This window comes from Armatimonadota bacterium, assembly GCA_025059775.1.
Lineage (GTDB): Bacteria > Sysuimicrobiota > Sysuimicrobiia > Sysuimicrobiales > Sysuimicrobiaceae > Sysuimicrobium.
Genome location: JANXCW010000007.1, coordinates 90061 through 104370, shown reverse-complemented (window position 1 = coordinate 104370; position 14310 = coordinate 90061). Strand labels below are relative to the sequence as shown.

Genomic DNA, 14310 nt, shown 5'->3' with positions numbered 1-14310 from the left:
CGACCGGCGGAAGTGGGGTGGTACCGCGGAAGGGCCCTTCCGTCCGCACGGGCGGAGGGGCTTGCTTTTTGAGGAGGTGACGGGAGCATGCCGGAACGGTTCTACATCACCACCGCCATTGACTATGTCAACGCGAGCCCGCACATCGGACACGCGTACGAGAAGATCCTGGCGGATGTGCTCGCCCGCTACCATCGGCTCATGGGCGAGGAGGTCTACTTCCTGACGGGAACGGACGAGCACGGCCAGAAGATCGCCACCGCGGCCGCGGAGGCGGGGAGGGCCGTGCAGGAGTTCGTGGATGAGAACGCGGCCCAGTTCCGGGCCCTCTGTGCGGCCCTCAACCTCTCCAACGACGACTTCATCCGCACCACGGACCGCGCGCGCCACTGGCCCGCGGTCCACGAGCTCTGGCGCCGGGTGGCCGCCCGGGGAGATCTCTACAGGAAGCACTACCGGGCCCTGTACTGTGTGCAGTGCGAGGCCTTCGTGACCCTGAGCGAGCTGGAAGATGGCCGTTGTCCCCGGCACCTCATCGAGCCACAGGTGATCGAGGAGGAGAACTACTTCTTCCGGCTCTCCCGTTACCGGGCGGAGCTGCGCCGCCTGTTTGTGGAGCGGCCGGACTTCGTCCTCCCTCCTTCCCGGGCCGCGGAGGTGCAGAACCTCATCGAAAGCTTGGAGGACATCTCCGTCTCCCGGCCCGTGGAGAAGCTGCGGTGGGGGATTCCCGTGCCGGATGATCCCGGTCATGTGATCTACGTGTGGTTCGATGCCCTCACGAACTACCTGAGCGCCATCGGGTTCGCCCGGGACGAAGAGCACTTTCGGATGTGGTGGCCCGCCCACCACCTCATCGGCAAGGACATCAACCGGTTCCACTCCCTCCTGTGGCCCGCCATGCTGCTCAGTGCAGGCGTGGAACCGCCGCGGCAGGTTCTGGTGCATGGGTTCCTCACCGTGGAGGGGCAAAAGATCAGCAAGACCTTAGGCAACGTCATCGACCCCCTGGCGGTGGCCCGCGATCTGGCGGCCCAGAGCGGGGCAGAGGTGGACGTGTGCGTGGATGCGCTGCGCTACTTCCTCCTCCGGGAGATCCCCTTCGGGGAGGACGGGGACTTCAGCCGCGCGCAGCTGGTGCACCGGTTCAACGCGGATCTCGCGAACGACTACGGGAACCTCCTCAACCGTACCCTGCCTCTCGTGGAACGCTACTGCGAGGGGGCGGTGCCGGAAGCCGGGCCGGAGGAGGGAACGGACGCGGTCCTGCGGCAGACCGCGCAGGGCCTGGTGGATACCGTCCTCGCGCACGTACGTCGATACGATTTCCCGCGGGTCCTGGGTGCGATCTGGCAGCTGTTGGGCGCCGCCAACCGGTACCTGGACCAGGAGGCACCCTGGACCTTGTACCGGGCAGGCCGGAGAGAGCGGGTGGCCGCGGTTCTGCGGAACGCCCTGGAGGCCCTGCGGGTGGCCACCGTACTCCTGGAGCCCGTCATGCCCTCCGCCACCCTGAAGGTGTGGTCGCAGCTGGGGTATCCCGAGTTCGAGCAGCGGGCCCGGGAGATCCGGGCGCGGGGAGAGCCGTATCGGGGAACCGGGTTGCGCCTGGAGGATGCCCGGAATTGGTGGTGGCTGCGGCCCGGCACCCGGGTACGGCTAGGCCCTCCCGTCTTTCCCCGCATCGAGGTCCGTCTCCAGACTCCTGCCCCCTCGGAGGAACCGAGGATGGCGGAGGTGGTTTCCATCGAGGAGTTCCGGAAGCTGGACCTGCGGGTGGCCAAAGTGTTGGAGGCTGAGCGGGTACCCGGCACGGACAAGCTGATCCGGGCCAAGGTGGACCTGGGGGGGGAAGTCCGCACCATCGTTACGGGGCTGCTGCCGCACTACACGCCCGAGGACCTGGTGGGGAAGACCATCGTGGTGGTGGCGAACCTGGAGCCGCGCCGGGTGCGGGGCGTGGACTCGCAGGGAATGTTGCTCGCCGCGGAGTGGAAAGGGCAGCTTGCGTTGGTGACCCTTGACCGGGACGTTCCACCAGGAGCCCGGGTGACGTGATCGACGCCCACCTCCACCTGGACGATCCCCGGTTCGATCCGGATCGGGATGCGGTGGTGGAGCGGGCGATCGAGGCCGGGGTGCGGGCTCTGATCACCATGGGAGTGGATCTGGAGAGCAGCCGCCGGGCCGTGGCCCTCTCGGAGCGTTACCCCGTGGTATACGCGGCGGTGGGAATCCACCCCAACCACGCGCATCGTGCCATGCCCGAGGATTTCGATGCCATCAGGGAGCTGGCGCACCATCCCCGGGTGGTGGCCATCGGCGAGTGCGGCCTCGACTACTACCGGGATTGGTGTCCCCGGGAGGTTCAGCAGGAGAACTTGCGCCGCCACGTGCGTTTGGCAAACGCACTCGCAAAACCCCTGGTGATCCACAACCGCGAGGCCCACGCGGACGTGCTGCGCATCCTGGAGGAGGAAGGCGCGGTGCGGGTGGTGATGCACATGTTCACGGGGCCCGTAGGGCACGCTCAGGAGTGCGCCCGGAGAGGATACTGGATGGGGGTGGGTGGGGTGGCCACGTATCCGAACGCCCACGGAGTCCGGGAGTCGGTGCGCCACATTCCCGACGAGCGGCTTCTGGTGGAGACGGATGCTCCTTACCTCACCCCGCACCCGGATCGCGGCAGGCGCAACGAGCCCGCCTACCTCCCCCGCATCGTGGAAGCCCTCGCGGCGATCCGAGGACAGAGAACGGGAGTGCTGGCATCCCTCGTAGACCACAACGCACGGGTATGCTTCGACCTGTAGCCGCCATCCTGGGCCTCCTGCTCCTCGCGGCTCCCGCGGCCCCACGGTCCACGGAGGATCGGTCGGAAGTGGAGCAGGGGCGCCAGGCCGCCCAGCAGGTGGAACGCGCCCTGCGGGTGGTCACGGATCCTGCGGTGGCGGACCGGGTGGAGCGGATCGGAAAGGCCGTGGCGGCTCAGACGGAACGGCCGCAGCTACCTTGGACCTTCCGGGTGGTGGAGCACCGGTTCCCCAACGCGGTGGCCCTGCCGGGCGGCTTCGTGTACGTTACGAGCGCCATGCTGCAACGGGTGCGCACGGATCACGAACTGGCGGGGTTGCTGGCCCATGAAGCCGCCCACGTGGCCCGGCGCCACCACCGCCGCATGGCCCAGGAGGCGTTGCGCACCAATCTTCTCGTGATGCTGGTGGCGGTGCTGGTGCGGGATCCCAGGATCGCCACGGGCGCGCAGCTGGTGGGCGGCGGGATCCTCAGCGCCTTCTCCCGGGAGCTGGAGCGGGAGGCGGACCTGTCCGCGGTGGGTTATGTGCAGCGCACCTCGTGGCATCCCGTGGGCGTGCTCACCCTGCTGGAGCGGCTCGCCTGGGAGGAGCAGCTCTCCGTGACCCCGGATCCCGGGGCCTTCCGCACGCACCCCGTCTGGGCAGAACGCATCCGGGCGGTGGAGGAGGAGCTCGTGCGTCGGGGGATTCCCCTCCACCGCCGGATCTCCATGGGGTTTCTACGGGTGGAGGCGGGGGAGGGGGGGTCTGTGGGGGAGGTGCGGGTGAACGGAGAAGTGGTGATGCGGCTTGCGGGCGGGAGGGAGCGGGCCGAGGCGGTGGCCGCCCAGCTGGACCGCATCTTCAACGAGGACCCCTCGCCCCTGGAGGTGGAGGCAGTAGGCGTCCTGAACGAGTGGACGGTTCGCATCGCGGGCCAGCTCGTGGTGGTCATCACGGATCAGGATGAGCGCCTTTTGGGCCGGACCCGGCGGGATCTCGCGCAGGAGTATGCCGCGGCTCTACGACGGGTGATCACGGAGGACCGGCGGCGCCGGGCTCTAGGAGGTTGAGGACTTCCTCAGGCCCCGTTGCAACCGGAGCCTTCCCTAACGTATGATAAGATTTAGACGCGCCCGTAGCTCAGAGGACAGAGCGTTGGCCTCCGGAGCCAAAGGTCGCAGGTTCGAATCCTGCCGGGCGCGCCAGGGCCTGTCCCAGTGTTCCTGAACCTGGGAGATCCATGCGGGGATTGTGGGCTTTGCTGCTTGCCTTACTCCTTGGAATTCCCTCGTTCTTTGCCGTGAAGGCCCGGGCCCAGGGCAGCGTGGAGTCCTGCGCGGCGCTAGCGGGAAGCCGATCCGGAGAGCGTCTGCTGGCGGCGCACGTGGTGGAGCGGGGCCGGTTCCGGATTCCTGAGCACATGCGGCCGTACCTGCCGGGCCAAGTGGATCCCGCGGTGTTCCAGGGGGCTCCTGCGTTCTGCCGGGTGGTGGGCATCTTCCCCCCGCGGGTGTACTTCGAGGTCTGGCTCCCGCTCGCCGGATGGAACGGCCGGGTGCTGGTGGTGGGGAATGGGGGGTTGGCAGGGCAGATCAGCGGGTATCCCCAGATGGCCCTGGCCCTCCGTCAGGGCTACGCGGTGGCGGCCACGGATACCGGCCACCGGGGGCTTTCGGTAGATGGATCGTGGGCCCTGGGGCGGCGGGACCTGGTCGCGGACTATGCCCACCGGGCCGTTCACCTGACCGCCCAGGCGGCGAAACGCTTGACCCGGGCCTTTTACGGACGGGGACCCAGGCACAGCTACTTCCTGGGGTGCTCCACCGGGGGGCGCCAAGGGCTCATGGAGGCGCAGCGGTACCCCTGGGACTTCGACGGGATCGTGGCGGGAGCCCCTGCCATCTCCTTCACGGCCTTTCACGTGGCGCAGTTGTGGGCCATCCGCTCCGCCCTGGCCACCCCGGAGAGCTACCTCTCCCCTCGGGAGCTCGCCGCCGTGACCCGCTGGATCCTGGAAAGGTGGGATGCTGCGGACGGTGTCCGGGACGGCCTTCTCGGGAACCCTCTGGACGTCGAGGTGGACTACCAGGCCTTAGCCCGGGATCTGTCCCTCCGGCCCCAACAGGTGGAGGTCCTCCGCCGGATCCACACCGGCCCCGTGGATCGCCGCGGTCAGCCGCTTCACCCCGGCTTCGCCCCGGGGAGCGAGTACGCGTGGGGGCTTCTGTTCGGGGATCCGAATCGCCCGTTCCCCATCGGTCAGGAAGTCTTCCGGTACATGGTCTACGGGAACCCGGATTGGAGCTGGCGGGACCTGGATCCGGAGCGGGATCTGCTTGCCGCGCAGCTCCGGATTGGGACCCTTCTCGACACCCGGGATCCGGACCTCCGTCCGTACGCGGAGCGAGGCGGCAAGATCATCCTGTGGCACGGATGGAACGATCCAGGAATTCCCCCCGGCGGTACTCTGCGCTACTACGAGGAGGTCCTCCAGGTGATGGGGCCGGAACAGGGGAACGGGTTCCTGCGCCTCTTTTTGCTTCCGGGTGTGGAGCACTGCAGGGGAGGACCCGGGGCGGATGAGGTGGACTGGCTGGGGGCCATCGTGGACTGGGTCGAGCGGGGAGTTCCGCCGGAGCGGGCGGCCGTGGCCGTCCAGCGGGAAGGTGGGAGGGTGGCCTTTCAAAGGCCCCTCTGTCCCTATCCCACCGTTGCCCGGTACGAGGGTGGAGCACCCCAGGAGGCGTCCAGTTTCCGGTGCATCCGGTAATGCCCGCCGCCTCGTGGTGGATCGGGTAGCTGACATCTGTCAGGCCCCTCTGGTACCTTGGTTGATCGGAACCAAACCCCGTGGAGGTCGGAAAATGGCGGAGGTAACCATCACCCCTCGGGACAACGGCCCGTACCTGGTGCGGGGGCCGGTCCGGTTGGTGGACGCGGAGGGGCGTGAATGGAACCTCGACCGCGAGGTCATCGCCCTGTGCCGGTGTGGTGGCAGCAGTAACAAGCCCTTCTGCGACGGCACCCACGCCCGGGTCGGGTTTCAGTCCCAGGTCCGGGCGCCCGCTCCCTGAGGGTGCACACGTACCTTATCGGGGACGCAGCCGCAGCCAGGCCACCGCGCCGGCCGCCGCCATCCAGGTGGCGGCCACAAGAAACACCGGCCGCGGGCCGAGACGTTCCAGGAGTGCCCCGGCAAGCAGGGGAGCGAGGATACCGCGTACGCCGATGAGAGAGGTGTAGGCTCCCGCATAGTGCACCACCCGGTGTGGGGGAGCTAGATCCATCACCGCAGTCATCCAGGCGAGCTCCACTGCTGCGATGAGGAGCCCGTCTACGGCCGCAGGCACGAGCGCCACCCACGCGGAGGGCGCGAGGGCGTAGAGCAGCGGGGTGAGGGGGGAGAGCATCAGCGCCCGGCGCAGGGTTATAAGCCCGCCGGACCGATCGATGATCCTCTCCCACAGAAAGAAGCCCACCATAGAGGCCGCGTTGGAGGCGGCCGCCAGCACTCCCACCTGGGTGTGGCTGGCCCGGAGGACATCCACGAGCAACAGGGGAAGCGCGGGCGCCGCGGTCCACCCGCCGACCCCGAAGGCGAAGGTGGCCACGAGCACCCACCGAAACCGCCCGTCCTCCCACGCGGCACGCCACACCTCCCGCAGGGAGGGGCGTGCGGGGCGAGCAACAAGACGGGGAGGCCGGATGCGACTGTGGGCCAGGGCTCCTGCCATGCCGAACAGGGCCGCCATCGGGAAGACCCAGCCGGGTCCGAGCCCTTCGAGGAAATGCCCCGCGAGGAGGGAGCCCAGGATGGAGGCGCAGCTGAGCCCGGTGCGGACCAGGCCCAGCAGGGTGCCCCGGTGCTCCGGTGGGAAGAGGAGCTGCACCGCGGCCATGTAGGCGGGGGTGGTGATGCCGTTCACCGCGTGGTAGACGAGCACAAGGATCACGAAGGCGACGGGATGTACGAGGGCGGGGGTGAGCAGGAAGAGGCCCCGGGCCAGCAGGCCCGGCCACACGAGATACGGAACGGGATTGCGGCCCGTGACCACCACGCTCCAGTAGGCGGTGAGCAGCAACCCTACCGCGGGACCAGCTACCACCAGGGAAACCAGGAGCGGGGAAGCGCCCATCCGCCGGGCGGTGACCCCGAGGAAGGGTACCACCATCCCGCTGAAGAAGCCGAACAGCAAAGCCCCAGTGAGGTCCCACAGGAACGCCAGACGGGCCCGTGGCCGCAGTGAAGGGACCCCGCGCACAGACCGTAGTATAGCGCAGGACAAGGTAGGAGAAGTGCGGCCACGGGGCGAATGCCTTTTCCAGAACGCCGCACGGAGGTGGCGCGGTGGATGTCCTGCTGTGGGTGCTCATCGCCCTGCTCCTCTACCTGGTGTTCTTCCAGGGCTCGGGCTAGTGTCAGGAACCACCGGGAGGGTGGACGTCGCTTTCCTCGGGTACATCCGGATGGGGGTGGCAGAAATGGGACGAGGCGAAAGGTGGACTGGAAAGGTGTTGCGGGTTGCGGTGGGATTGCTCCTGATCGGTTGGTTGCTGACTCCCGCGGGGGGAACCGCACCGGCCCGGGAATGGAACCAGATCCTCCAGGCCGCGAGGCGGGAGGGCCGTCTGGTGGTGTACGATGCCTTCGGAGGCGCGGTTCCCACCGTACAGTACGCCGCGGAGCGGTTCGAGGCCACGCACGGGGTGAAGGTCGAGGTGGCCGTCATGCGGGCCAGCGAGTCCATCGAGCGCATCCGGGTGGAGCAGCGGGCCGGCCGCGCCATCGCGGATCTCGTGACCGCGGGGTCCGGGACCACCCGCCCCATGCTGGACGAGGGAGTCCTGCGCCCCTTCGAGGAACTTCCCAGCGCTCCCCGGATCGCGCCGCAGGTCCGGTTGAAGGTTCAGGAGTGGGATCTGCAGCGCTACCTCCTACCGTTCCTGATCCAGCTGTACGGGATCCTGATCAACACGAACCTGGTGCGGCCTGAAGAGGAACCGAAGAGCTGGAGCGATCTTGCGGATCCCCGATGGCGGGGCAGGCTCATCATGGACGACCCCAGGGCTCCAGGGGGCGGCCAGGTCCTGTTCCAGGTGACCTACCGGGCGCTGGGACGGAGATTCCAGGAGGATCTCGCGGCCCAGCGACCCTTCCTCACACGGGGAATCGCGGATGCGGCCAGCCGGGTGGCCCGGGGGGAATTCGCGGCGATGGCTCCCTTCGCCCTGGGGCTGTATCCGCGGGTTCGCGGGGGCCCCGTGAAGCTCATTATCCCCCGGGAAGGAGCTCCCTACGTCCCCCTGGGCGTCTCCCTGCCCCGGCGCAGCGACCATCCGAATGCGGCGGTGGCCTTCAGCGAGTTCCTGCTCTCCCGGGAGGTACAGGTCCGGCTGATGCAGGATTTCATCCTGCCGGTGCTGCGTGGGTATGACCAGCAGGCGCCGGAGGACGTCCGGCCCTTCCTGCGCGTCCGACTCTGGGACACCGTGGTGGATCCCCGGGTGGAGCCCGAGTATCTCCGGAGGGCGAGCGAAATCTATCGGTAGTGGAGGGATCTGGGCATGCAGCGGATACTTCTCGCCGCGATTCTGATCCTCGCGGTGGTCTGGTCTAGCCAGGGGGTGGCAGGGGGGCCGGGAGCTCGTGGGCCCAGGTGGTGGCCGCGGCCCGGAGGGAGAGGACCCTGGTCCTGTACGACGGCCACGGGGGCGCTCTTCCCACCATCCCGTTCGCCGCGGAGCTGTTTCAGCGAATGTACGGCATCCGCGTGGAGCTGAGCGTGATGCGAGCCAGCGAGGCCCAGGAACGGGTGCGGATCGAGCAACGGGCGGGCCGCCCGCTCGCGGATCTCGTCACCGTAGGCCCGAGCCAGGCCTGGCAGATGAAGAAGCTCCAGCAGACCGTGCAACCCCTTGGGGAGCTCCCCAGCGGGAGACGGGTGGCCGCGCAGATCCGGTTGAAGCTACAGGAGTGGGAGATCGACGACGTCATGCTGGTGGAAGCCGTGCAGCTCTACGGCATCCTGATCAACACCCGGCTGGTCCCGTCCGGAGAGGAGCCCCGGAGCTGGATGGATCTCCTGGATTCCAGGTGGAGGGGCAGGATGATTGCGGACGACCCCAGGGCCTTCGGGGGAGGGTCCGTGTTCTTCGCGGCCACCTACAAGCGCCTCGGGCGGGGATACCACGAGCAACTGGCGGCACAGCGCCCCTTCCTCACCAGGGCCATCGCGGAAGCCGCGAACCGGGTAGCCCGGGGCGAGTTCGCCCTGATGTACCCCTTTGCCCTGGGATTGCATCCCAGGGTCCGGGATCTCCCCAACGTGAAGGTGGTGATCCCCCGGGAAGGCGCGCCCTACGTGCTGCAGGGGGTCTCGATACCCAAGGAGGTCCGGCACCCCAACGCTGCCCGGTTGTTTGCGGAGCTGCTTCTCTCGGATGCCGTCCAGCGGAACCTCTACGAGAATTTCGTCCTCCCCGCCGTGGCTGGCTTCATCCGCCAGGCGCCGTCTGAACAGCGAACCCTCCTGGGGGTCCCCTTGTGGGAGACATCGGATCCCCCGAGGGGGGAGGAACTCCTTCGGCTTGCCTCGGAGATCTACCGGTAAGGCCCGATCCGCAGAGGAGGCGATCCAGGCCATGACCCCTTCCGTACAGACCCGCGTGAGGCGCCGGGAGCCCGGAACCAACTGGCGGCTGGAGGGGGAGGTCTGCGTGGTGGGGTCCGGGATCGCGGGGATCTCCGCGGCCCTGGAGGCCGCCCGACTGGGCCGGGAGGTGGTCCTCGTGGAGGGGGCTCCCTTCATCGGGGGCCAGGCAGTAGGAGCACCCATCGGCACCATCGCGGGGCTGTTTTCCTGCGGTCAGCATCCGCACCAGCTGACCCATCTCGTGGCAGACGAGCTCCTGGCTGCCCTGGAACGGGAGAACGCCGTGTACCGTCGCTACTCGAAGCTGGCCCGCACCGTCGTCCTCGTATACGACGAGGTGGTGCTAGGGCGCTGGATCGAGCGGGAGGTGCAGCGGCGCGGAATTCGGGCGGTGACGGGAGCGCTTCTACGGGAGGTGCGGCGGGAGGGGACGAGGATCCGATCCCTCTTTTTCCTCACCCGGTTCGGAGAGCTCGAGGTGACGGCTCCCATGTACATCGACGCCTCGGGGGACGCCGCGGTGGCTTGGTTCGCGGGGCTTCCCTGCCGGGAACCAGACCGTCCCATTTACGGGTCGCAGATGGCGATCCTGGAAGGCGTGCAGGATGAGGTGCTCCTGCCCGAAGCCGCTTTCTTCGCCCGGCTTCAGTCCGTCCTGCAGGAGAAGGGCGATCGGTACGGGTTGGAGCGCAGGGACGGGCTCGTCTTCCTGTTCCCCGGGCGGGGCATGGCCATCGTGAACATGACCCACGTGCAGACTCCCCTGGATCCGGAGGCCTTCACCCGCGGGAGCCTGGAAGGGAAAGATCAGGTGGATCGGGCAATCCGGTTGCTCCGGGAGGAGTTCCCGGAGGCGTTCGGGAAGGCACGGGTGCGGGTGTACGGGCAGCTGGGAATTCGACAGACCCGGTGGATCGTGGGGCGATACCAGCTGTCCGCGGAGGATGTCCGGACGGGCAGAAGGTTCGAGGATGCGATTGCCCGCACCGCATGGCCCATCGAGCTCCACGATCGCGTGGAGGGATATTCCTGGGAGCCTTTCGAGGAGGGCCACGTCCACTACGTGCCTCTGCGGAGCCTGATCCCGGAGGGGGTGGAGAACCTCCTGGCGGTGGGACGGTGCATCGACGCGGACCCTCTCGCCCTGTCCAGCGTGCGCGTGATGGGTCCCTGCATCGCCATGGGGGCTGCGGCTGCCCACGTCACGGACCTCTGCCTGAGAAGCGCCGTCCCCGTCCCCGGGGTGAGCCTGGCCGCTCTCCGCGAGCGGCTCCGGGCAAACCTGGAAGATCCCCCCCCTCCTAACTCCAGATGCCTTGACAGTTGCTTCAGAGTTCCCCTGAAATAAAGCAAACTGAAAAAAGTAAACGGGCCTCCCGAAAGGGCAAACCCGCAGCAATGCGGGGGCGCAAAGCTGACGGGGCCGTGGATTCGGTTGGCCGGGCTGCCGAAGGAGGCACGGAGGAGGCCGGGGTTTTTGAGATAGACCCCGGCATCTGTTTTTGCTTTGCCTTCTCCGCCCCACCGGCTTCCCTAGGTCCCCAGCGGGCTTCCGAGAAAGGAGGAGTAGTATGCGTCCTCTGCAGGTCCTGTGCGTTGTCCTCGTGGTGGGGCTTCTGGGGGCTCAGGGTTTTACTCCTGTGTACTCCCAGAGCACCATTCAGTTCCAGGATGTCACGGACCAGGTTTTCCCCTATCCGATCCGTCCCCTCTACGGGCAGAGTCATGGACAGTCCTGGGGATTCATCGCGGTCGGTGACTACGACGGGGATGGGTGGGACGACCTCTACATCAACGAGATGAGCATGGTGCACACCGCAGAGCATCAGAATGTCCACGGACGTCCCCAGTCCGGGTATCTGCTCCGGAACGCCCAGGGGCGGTTCGTGGATGAGACTACGAAGCTCCCGATCGTCGACGAGGACACGGAGCACCGGCACGTGGCGGTCTGGTGCGATTTTGATCGGGACGGAGATGAGGACCTGCTTCTGGGAACCGGGATGGACGACGAATATCCCCTCGGCCACCCGGAACGGATGGTGGGGAATCTGGACGTGTGGCTCCGGAACGACGGGGCATATTTCACCGACGTGAGCCGACAGGTCACGGTTGAGGGATATGACACCCGGCACAGCAAGGTGTTTCACGGGTACACCTGCGCGGACGTGGACGGAAACGGGTGGCCGGATATTCTGGTGCTGAACAAGTACGCTCCTGAAGTGTACGGGGAGAGCGGTGGTACTCCGATATTCCGCCTGTATTTGAATCAGGGTGGTCTCCGTTATCGTGAAGCTGCAGCCGAGCGTGGATTCAAGGACGTGGAGTACAGGACCAGCAATATTGATCCCTGGGGGATCGGTTGCGTGGATTTCGATGGCGTTCGTGGGGTAGACTGTGCTTCGGCTGGAGGGAATTTGGGTCGTTGGATTCTCAATAAAGGGGGCGGGTTCTTCGAGGTGAACACGGGCGTATATCGGCCCATGATGGATCGCAACGCCTACAGCAACGACGCGGTGTGGGGAGACTTCAACGGGGACGGCAGGGTGGATTTTGCGGACGCGGGCCTGACCCGAGTGATCCGGGGCGGCGCGAACAACGGATCCACCACCCTCAACGATGGAATTCGGGACCTCGCCAGGATAGACGTCGGCCAGAGGCTGCGGTGGCGGTCGGTGGCGGTGGCGGATTTTGACAACGACGGGGATTCGGACCTGTTCGTGACCGTGGAGGGGAGCGGTCCGAAGACTCCGGATGGATTCCCCACGAAGGCCCCGGACCAGCTCTTCCGTACCGACCGTTCTGAGACCGGGGTCACGTTCACCGAGATCGCCAGGAGTGCCGGGGTAGATGGCGGCGTGTGCGTGGGAAAGCGGGCCGATCGGAGGCCTGCGGACCATTGTGCGGGAGGAGGTGGGGCGGCCGTCGTGGACTTCGACCGGGACGGCAGGATGGACCTCGTGGTGAGTTATACGCCGTGGTTCAAGCCTGCTGGAGGGGTGGAACAGGTCCGGCTGTACCGTAACGTAACTCCGAACCCCGGGAACTGGATCGGTATCCTGGTGCAGGGGCAGCTTGCCCTGGGTGCCAGGGTTACCGTACAGGCCTGCGGAATCACTCACTACCGCGAGGTACGGGCTGACACCCACCACCTGGCCCAGAACACCCGGGCGATCCACGTGGGGCTAGGAAGCTGCCAGGACCGGCCTTACGTGACCATCCAGTGGAGTGACGGGATGGCGCATCGGGGTTGGTTGAACGGGAACCGGTACCACCTGGTGCGGCAGTAGCGTGGGTGTCTGCATCGCAGGGGAGGAGCAGGAAATCCAGCTCAGAGCGTCAAAACCATCCGAACCACGGCATCCTGCTTGCGGGAGGGAGGGGATGGATACGTCGGTGCCCACCGGGAGCCTGCAGGCGCTCCTGGATCGTGTGCCGAACGTGGTGGAGCATCTCTATCGGAATCCCAAGGGGGCGCTGCGGGCCATCTTCCAGTTGTTCCCGCCCACGGTCCTCCCCCCGGAGTTCACCAACTGGCGGGACGAACAGCGGGCCCGGCGGGAGTCCGCAGCGTTGCTGGATCAGTCGTTCCACATGAGCAACCTGTATCTGAGGGGACCGGACGCCCTGCGGCTGCTGGAGAGCCTGGCCATCAACAGCTTCCGGAACTTCGGCCCGGGGCGTGCGAAGCAGTTCGTGGTGTGCTCCCCAGAAGGGTACGTAATCGGGGACAACATCCTCTACGGACTGGAGGAGGACGCCTTCGTCCTGGTCGGTTCCGAGGTGGTCCAGAACTGGGTGACGTACCACGCGGAGACCGGCAGATACAAGGTTCACACGGAGCGGGACCCCGCATGGTTTGCGAACCCCACCGGACGGCGGACCGCATCCCGATTCCAGGTGGAGGGCCCGAAGGCCTTTGCCCTGCTGGAGAAAGCCACGGGAGGGCCCCTGCCGGACGTGCGGTTCTTCCACTGGACGTGGCTTCGCATCGGAGGGCGAAAAGTCCGGGCGTTGCGGCACAGCATGGCCGGAGTCCCGGGGATGGAGCTCTCGGGCCCCTGGGAGGACCGGGAGGTGGTGCGGGCGGCCCTCGTGGAGGCCGGCAGGGAGTTCGGCCTCCGAGGGGTGGGTTCCCTCGCGTACCTCTCCAGCGGCGGATTGGAGTCGGGATGGGTCCCGAACCCGCTCCCCGCCATCTACACCAGCCCTGACCTGCGCGCCTACCGGGAATGGCTTCCCGCCTCGGGGCAGGAGGCCATGGGATCCCTCGGAGGGAGCTTCTATTCCTCCCGCATCGAGGATTACTACCTCACCCCCTGGGAACTGGGATTCGAGCACATCCTCAAGTTCGATCACGACTTCGTGGGACGGCGGGCCCTGGCGGAGCGGGTGCAGGACCGGCACCGGAGGAAAGTGACCCTCGTCTGGCACCCGGAGGACACCGCCCGGGCCTTTGGCTCTCTCCTGCAGCCGGGGCCGATGGCGAAGTACATGGAGATCCCCTGGTTGCACTACGCCACCTGGCAATACGACAGGGTCCTGGGCCCGAGAGGGGAGCTGGTGGGGATCGCCCTGTATGCTGGCTACACGTCCAACGAGCGCGCCGTGGTGGCCCTGGCGGTGGTGGAGGAAGGTCATAGCCAGCCCGGAACGGAGGTGGTGGTGGTGTGGGGGGAGGACGGGGGAGGCAGCCGCAGCGGCCCATGGGTGGAGCCGCACGTGCCCGTGGAGATCCGGGCCACGGTGGCACCGGTCCCCATCAGCCAGGCCGCCCGGGAGTACCGAGCCGCCATGCGCTCCGGACGCGGACGGGACGGATAGGACCCCTTTACGGCCCCTCCCGCCCGATGCTAAAATGGGCC

At 67.2% G+C, this 14310-nt stretch carries 11 protein-coding genes, 1 tRNA gene and 1 riboswitch; of the genes, 11 read left to right on the top strand and 1 reads right to left on the bottom strand.

Translation table 11 applies throughout. From position 1 onward, the window contains the following. Positions 1-87 precede the first annotated feature (87 nt). The 6 genes from metG to N0A24_06955 all read left to right on the top strand — a co-directional run bounded on the left by metG (position 88) and on the right by N0A24_06955 (position 5869). Positions 88-2058 (top strand): methionine--tRNA ligase, encoded by a 1971-nt coding sequence (gene metG / locus N0A24_06980; GenBank protein ID MCS7173124.1) that lies wholly within the window; start codon positions 88-90, stop codon positions 2056-2058. Continuing rightward, entirely contained in the window at positions 2055-2810 is a 756-nt protein-coding gene (locus N0A24_06975; protein MCS7173123.1) for a TatD family hydrolase, read from the top strand. Before metG ends, N0A24_06975 begins: the two co-directional genes overlap by 4 nt. Further along, positions 2795-3865, top strand: coding sequence for a M48 family metalloprotease (locus tag N0A24_06970; protein ID MCS7173122.1), 1071 nt, complete (start codon positions 2795-2797; stop codon positions 3863-3865). The genes N0A24_06975 and N0A24_06970 overlap by 16 nt, the downstream gene beginning before the upstream one ends. A gap of 59 nt (positions 3866-3924) precedes the next feature. After that, positions 3925-4000: transfer RNA gene (locus tag N0A24_06965), tRNA-Arg, on the top strand. Between the two features lie 35 nt (positions 4001-4035). Next, positions 4036-5565 carry a tannase/feruloyl esterase family alpha/beta hydrolase gene (locus N0A24_06960; GenBank protein ID MCS7173121.1) on the top strand — a complete coding sequence of 510 codons (1530 nt, stop codon included), beginning with the start codon at positions 4036-4038 and terminating at the stop codon, positions 5563-5565. Between the two features lie 94 nt (positions 5566-5659). Then, complete coding sequence (locus tag N0A24_06955) at positions 5660-5869, top strand: CDGSH iron-sulfur domain-containing protein (protein MCS7173120.1); 210 nt, start codon at positions 5660-5662, stop codon at positions 5867-5869. Positions 5870-5884: 15 nt separating this feature from the next. On the opposite strand, the gene N0A24_06950 is transcribed toward N0A24_06955, so the two are convergent. After that, the gene (locus N0A24_06950) at positions 5885-6991 is read right to left on the bottom strand and encodes an MFS transporter (protein MCS7173119.1); all 1107 of its coding nucleotides are present in this window, start codon (positions 6989-6991) and stop codon (positions 5885-5887) included. A gap of 316 nt (positions 6992-7307) precedes the next feature. On the opposite strand from N0A24_06950, the gene N0A24_06945 reads away from it, so the two are divergent. The 5 genes from N0A24_06945 to N0A24_06925 all read left to right on the top strand — a co-directional run bounded on the left by N0A24_06945 (position 7308) and on the right by N0A24_06925 (position 14269). Then, on the top strand, positions 7308-8345 hold the full coding sequence (locus N0A24_06945; protein MCS7173118.1) for an extracellular solute-binding protein: 1038 nt from the start codon (positions 7308-7310) through the stop codon (positions 8343-8345). A 110-nt stretch (positions 8346-8455) separates the two neighbouring features. Beyond that, entirely contained in the window at positions 8456-9406 is a 951-nt protein-coding gene (locus N0A24_06940) for an extracellular solute-binding protein (GenBank protein MCS7173117.1), read from the top strand. 31 nt (positions 9407-9437) lie between these two features. Further along, entirely contained in the window at positions 9438-10796 is a 1359-nt protein-coding gene (locus N0A24_06935) for an FAD-dependent oxidoreductase (GenBank protein ID MCS7173116.1), read from the top strand. 25 nt (positions 10797-10821) lie between these two features. Further along, positions 10822-10900: riboswitch (cyclic di-GMP riboswitch) on the top strand. A 119-nt stretch (positions 10901-11019) separates the two neighbouring features. After that, positions 11020-12735 carry a CRTAC1 family protein gene (locus N0A24_06930; protein ID MCS7173115.1) on the top strand — a complete coding sequence of 572 codons (1716 nt, stop codon included), beginning with the start codon at positions 11020-11022 and terminating at the stop codon, positions 12733-12735. Between the two features lie 94 nt (positions 12736-12829). Beyond that, positions 12830-14269 (top strand): aminomethyl transferase family protein, encoded by a 1440-nt coding sequence (locus N0A24_06925; protein MCS7173114.1) that lies wholly within the window; start codon positions 12830-12832, stop codon positions 14267-14269. Positions 14270-14310 lie beyond the last annotated feature (41 nt).

Coding starts and splice junctions, on each gene's coding strand:
- metG (MCS7173124.1), top strand. CDS start 88: ATGCCGGAACGGTTCTACATCACCACCGCCATTGACTATGTCAACGCG.
- N0A24_06935 (MCS7173116.1), top strand. CDS start 9,438: ATGACCCCTTCCGTACAGACCCGCGTGAGGCGCCGGGAGCCCGGAACC.
- N0A24_06970 (MCS7173122.1), top strand. CDS start 2,795: ATGCTTCGACCTGTAGCCGCCATCCTGGGCCTCCTGCTCCTCGCGGCT.
- N0A24_06960 (MCS7173121.1), top strand. CDS start 4,036: ATGCGGGGATTGTGGGCTTTGCTGCTTGCCTTACTCCTTGGAATTCCC.
- N0A24_06930 (MCS7173115.1), top strand. CDS start 11,020: ATGCGTCCTCTGCAGGTCCTGTGCGTTGTCCTCGTGGTGGGGCTTCTG.
- N0A24_06955 (MCS7173120.1), top strand. CDS start 5,660: ATGGCGGAGGTAACCATCACCCCTCGGGACAACGGCCCGTACCTGGTG.
- N0A24_06925 (MCS7173114.1), top strand. CDS start 12,830: ATGGATACGTCGGTGCCCACCGGGAGCCTGCAGGCGCTCCTGGATCGT.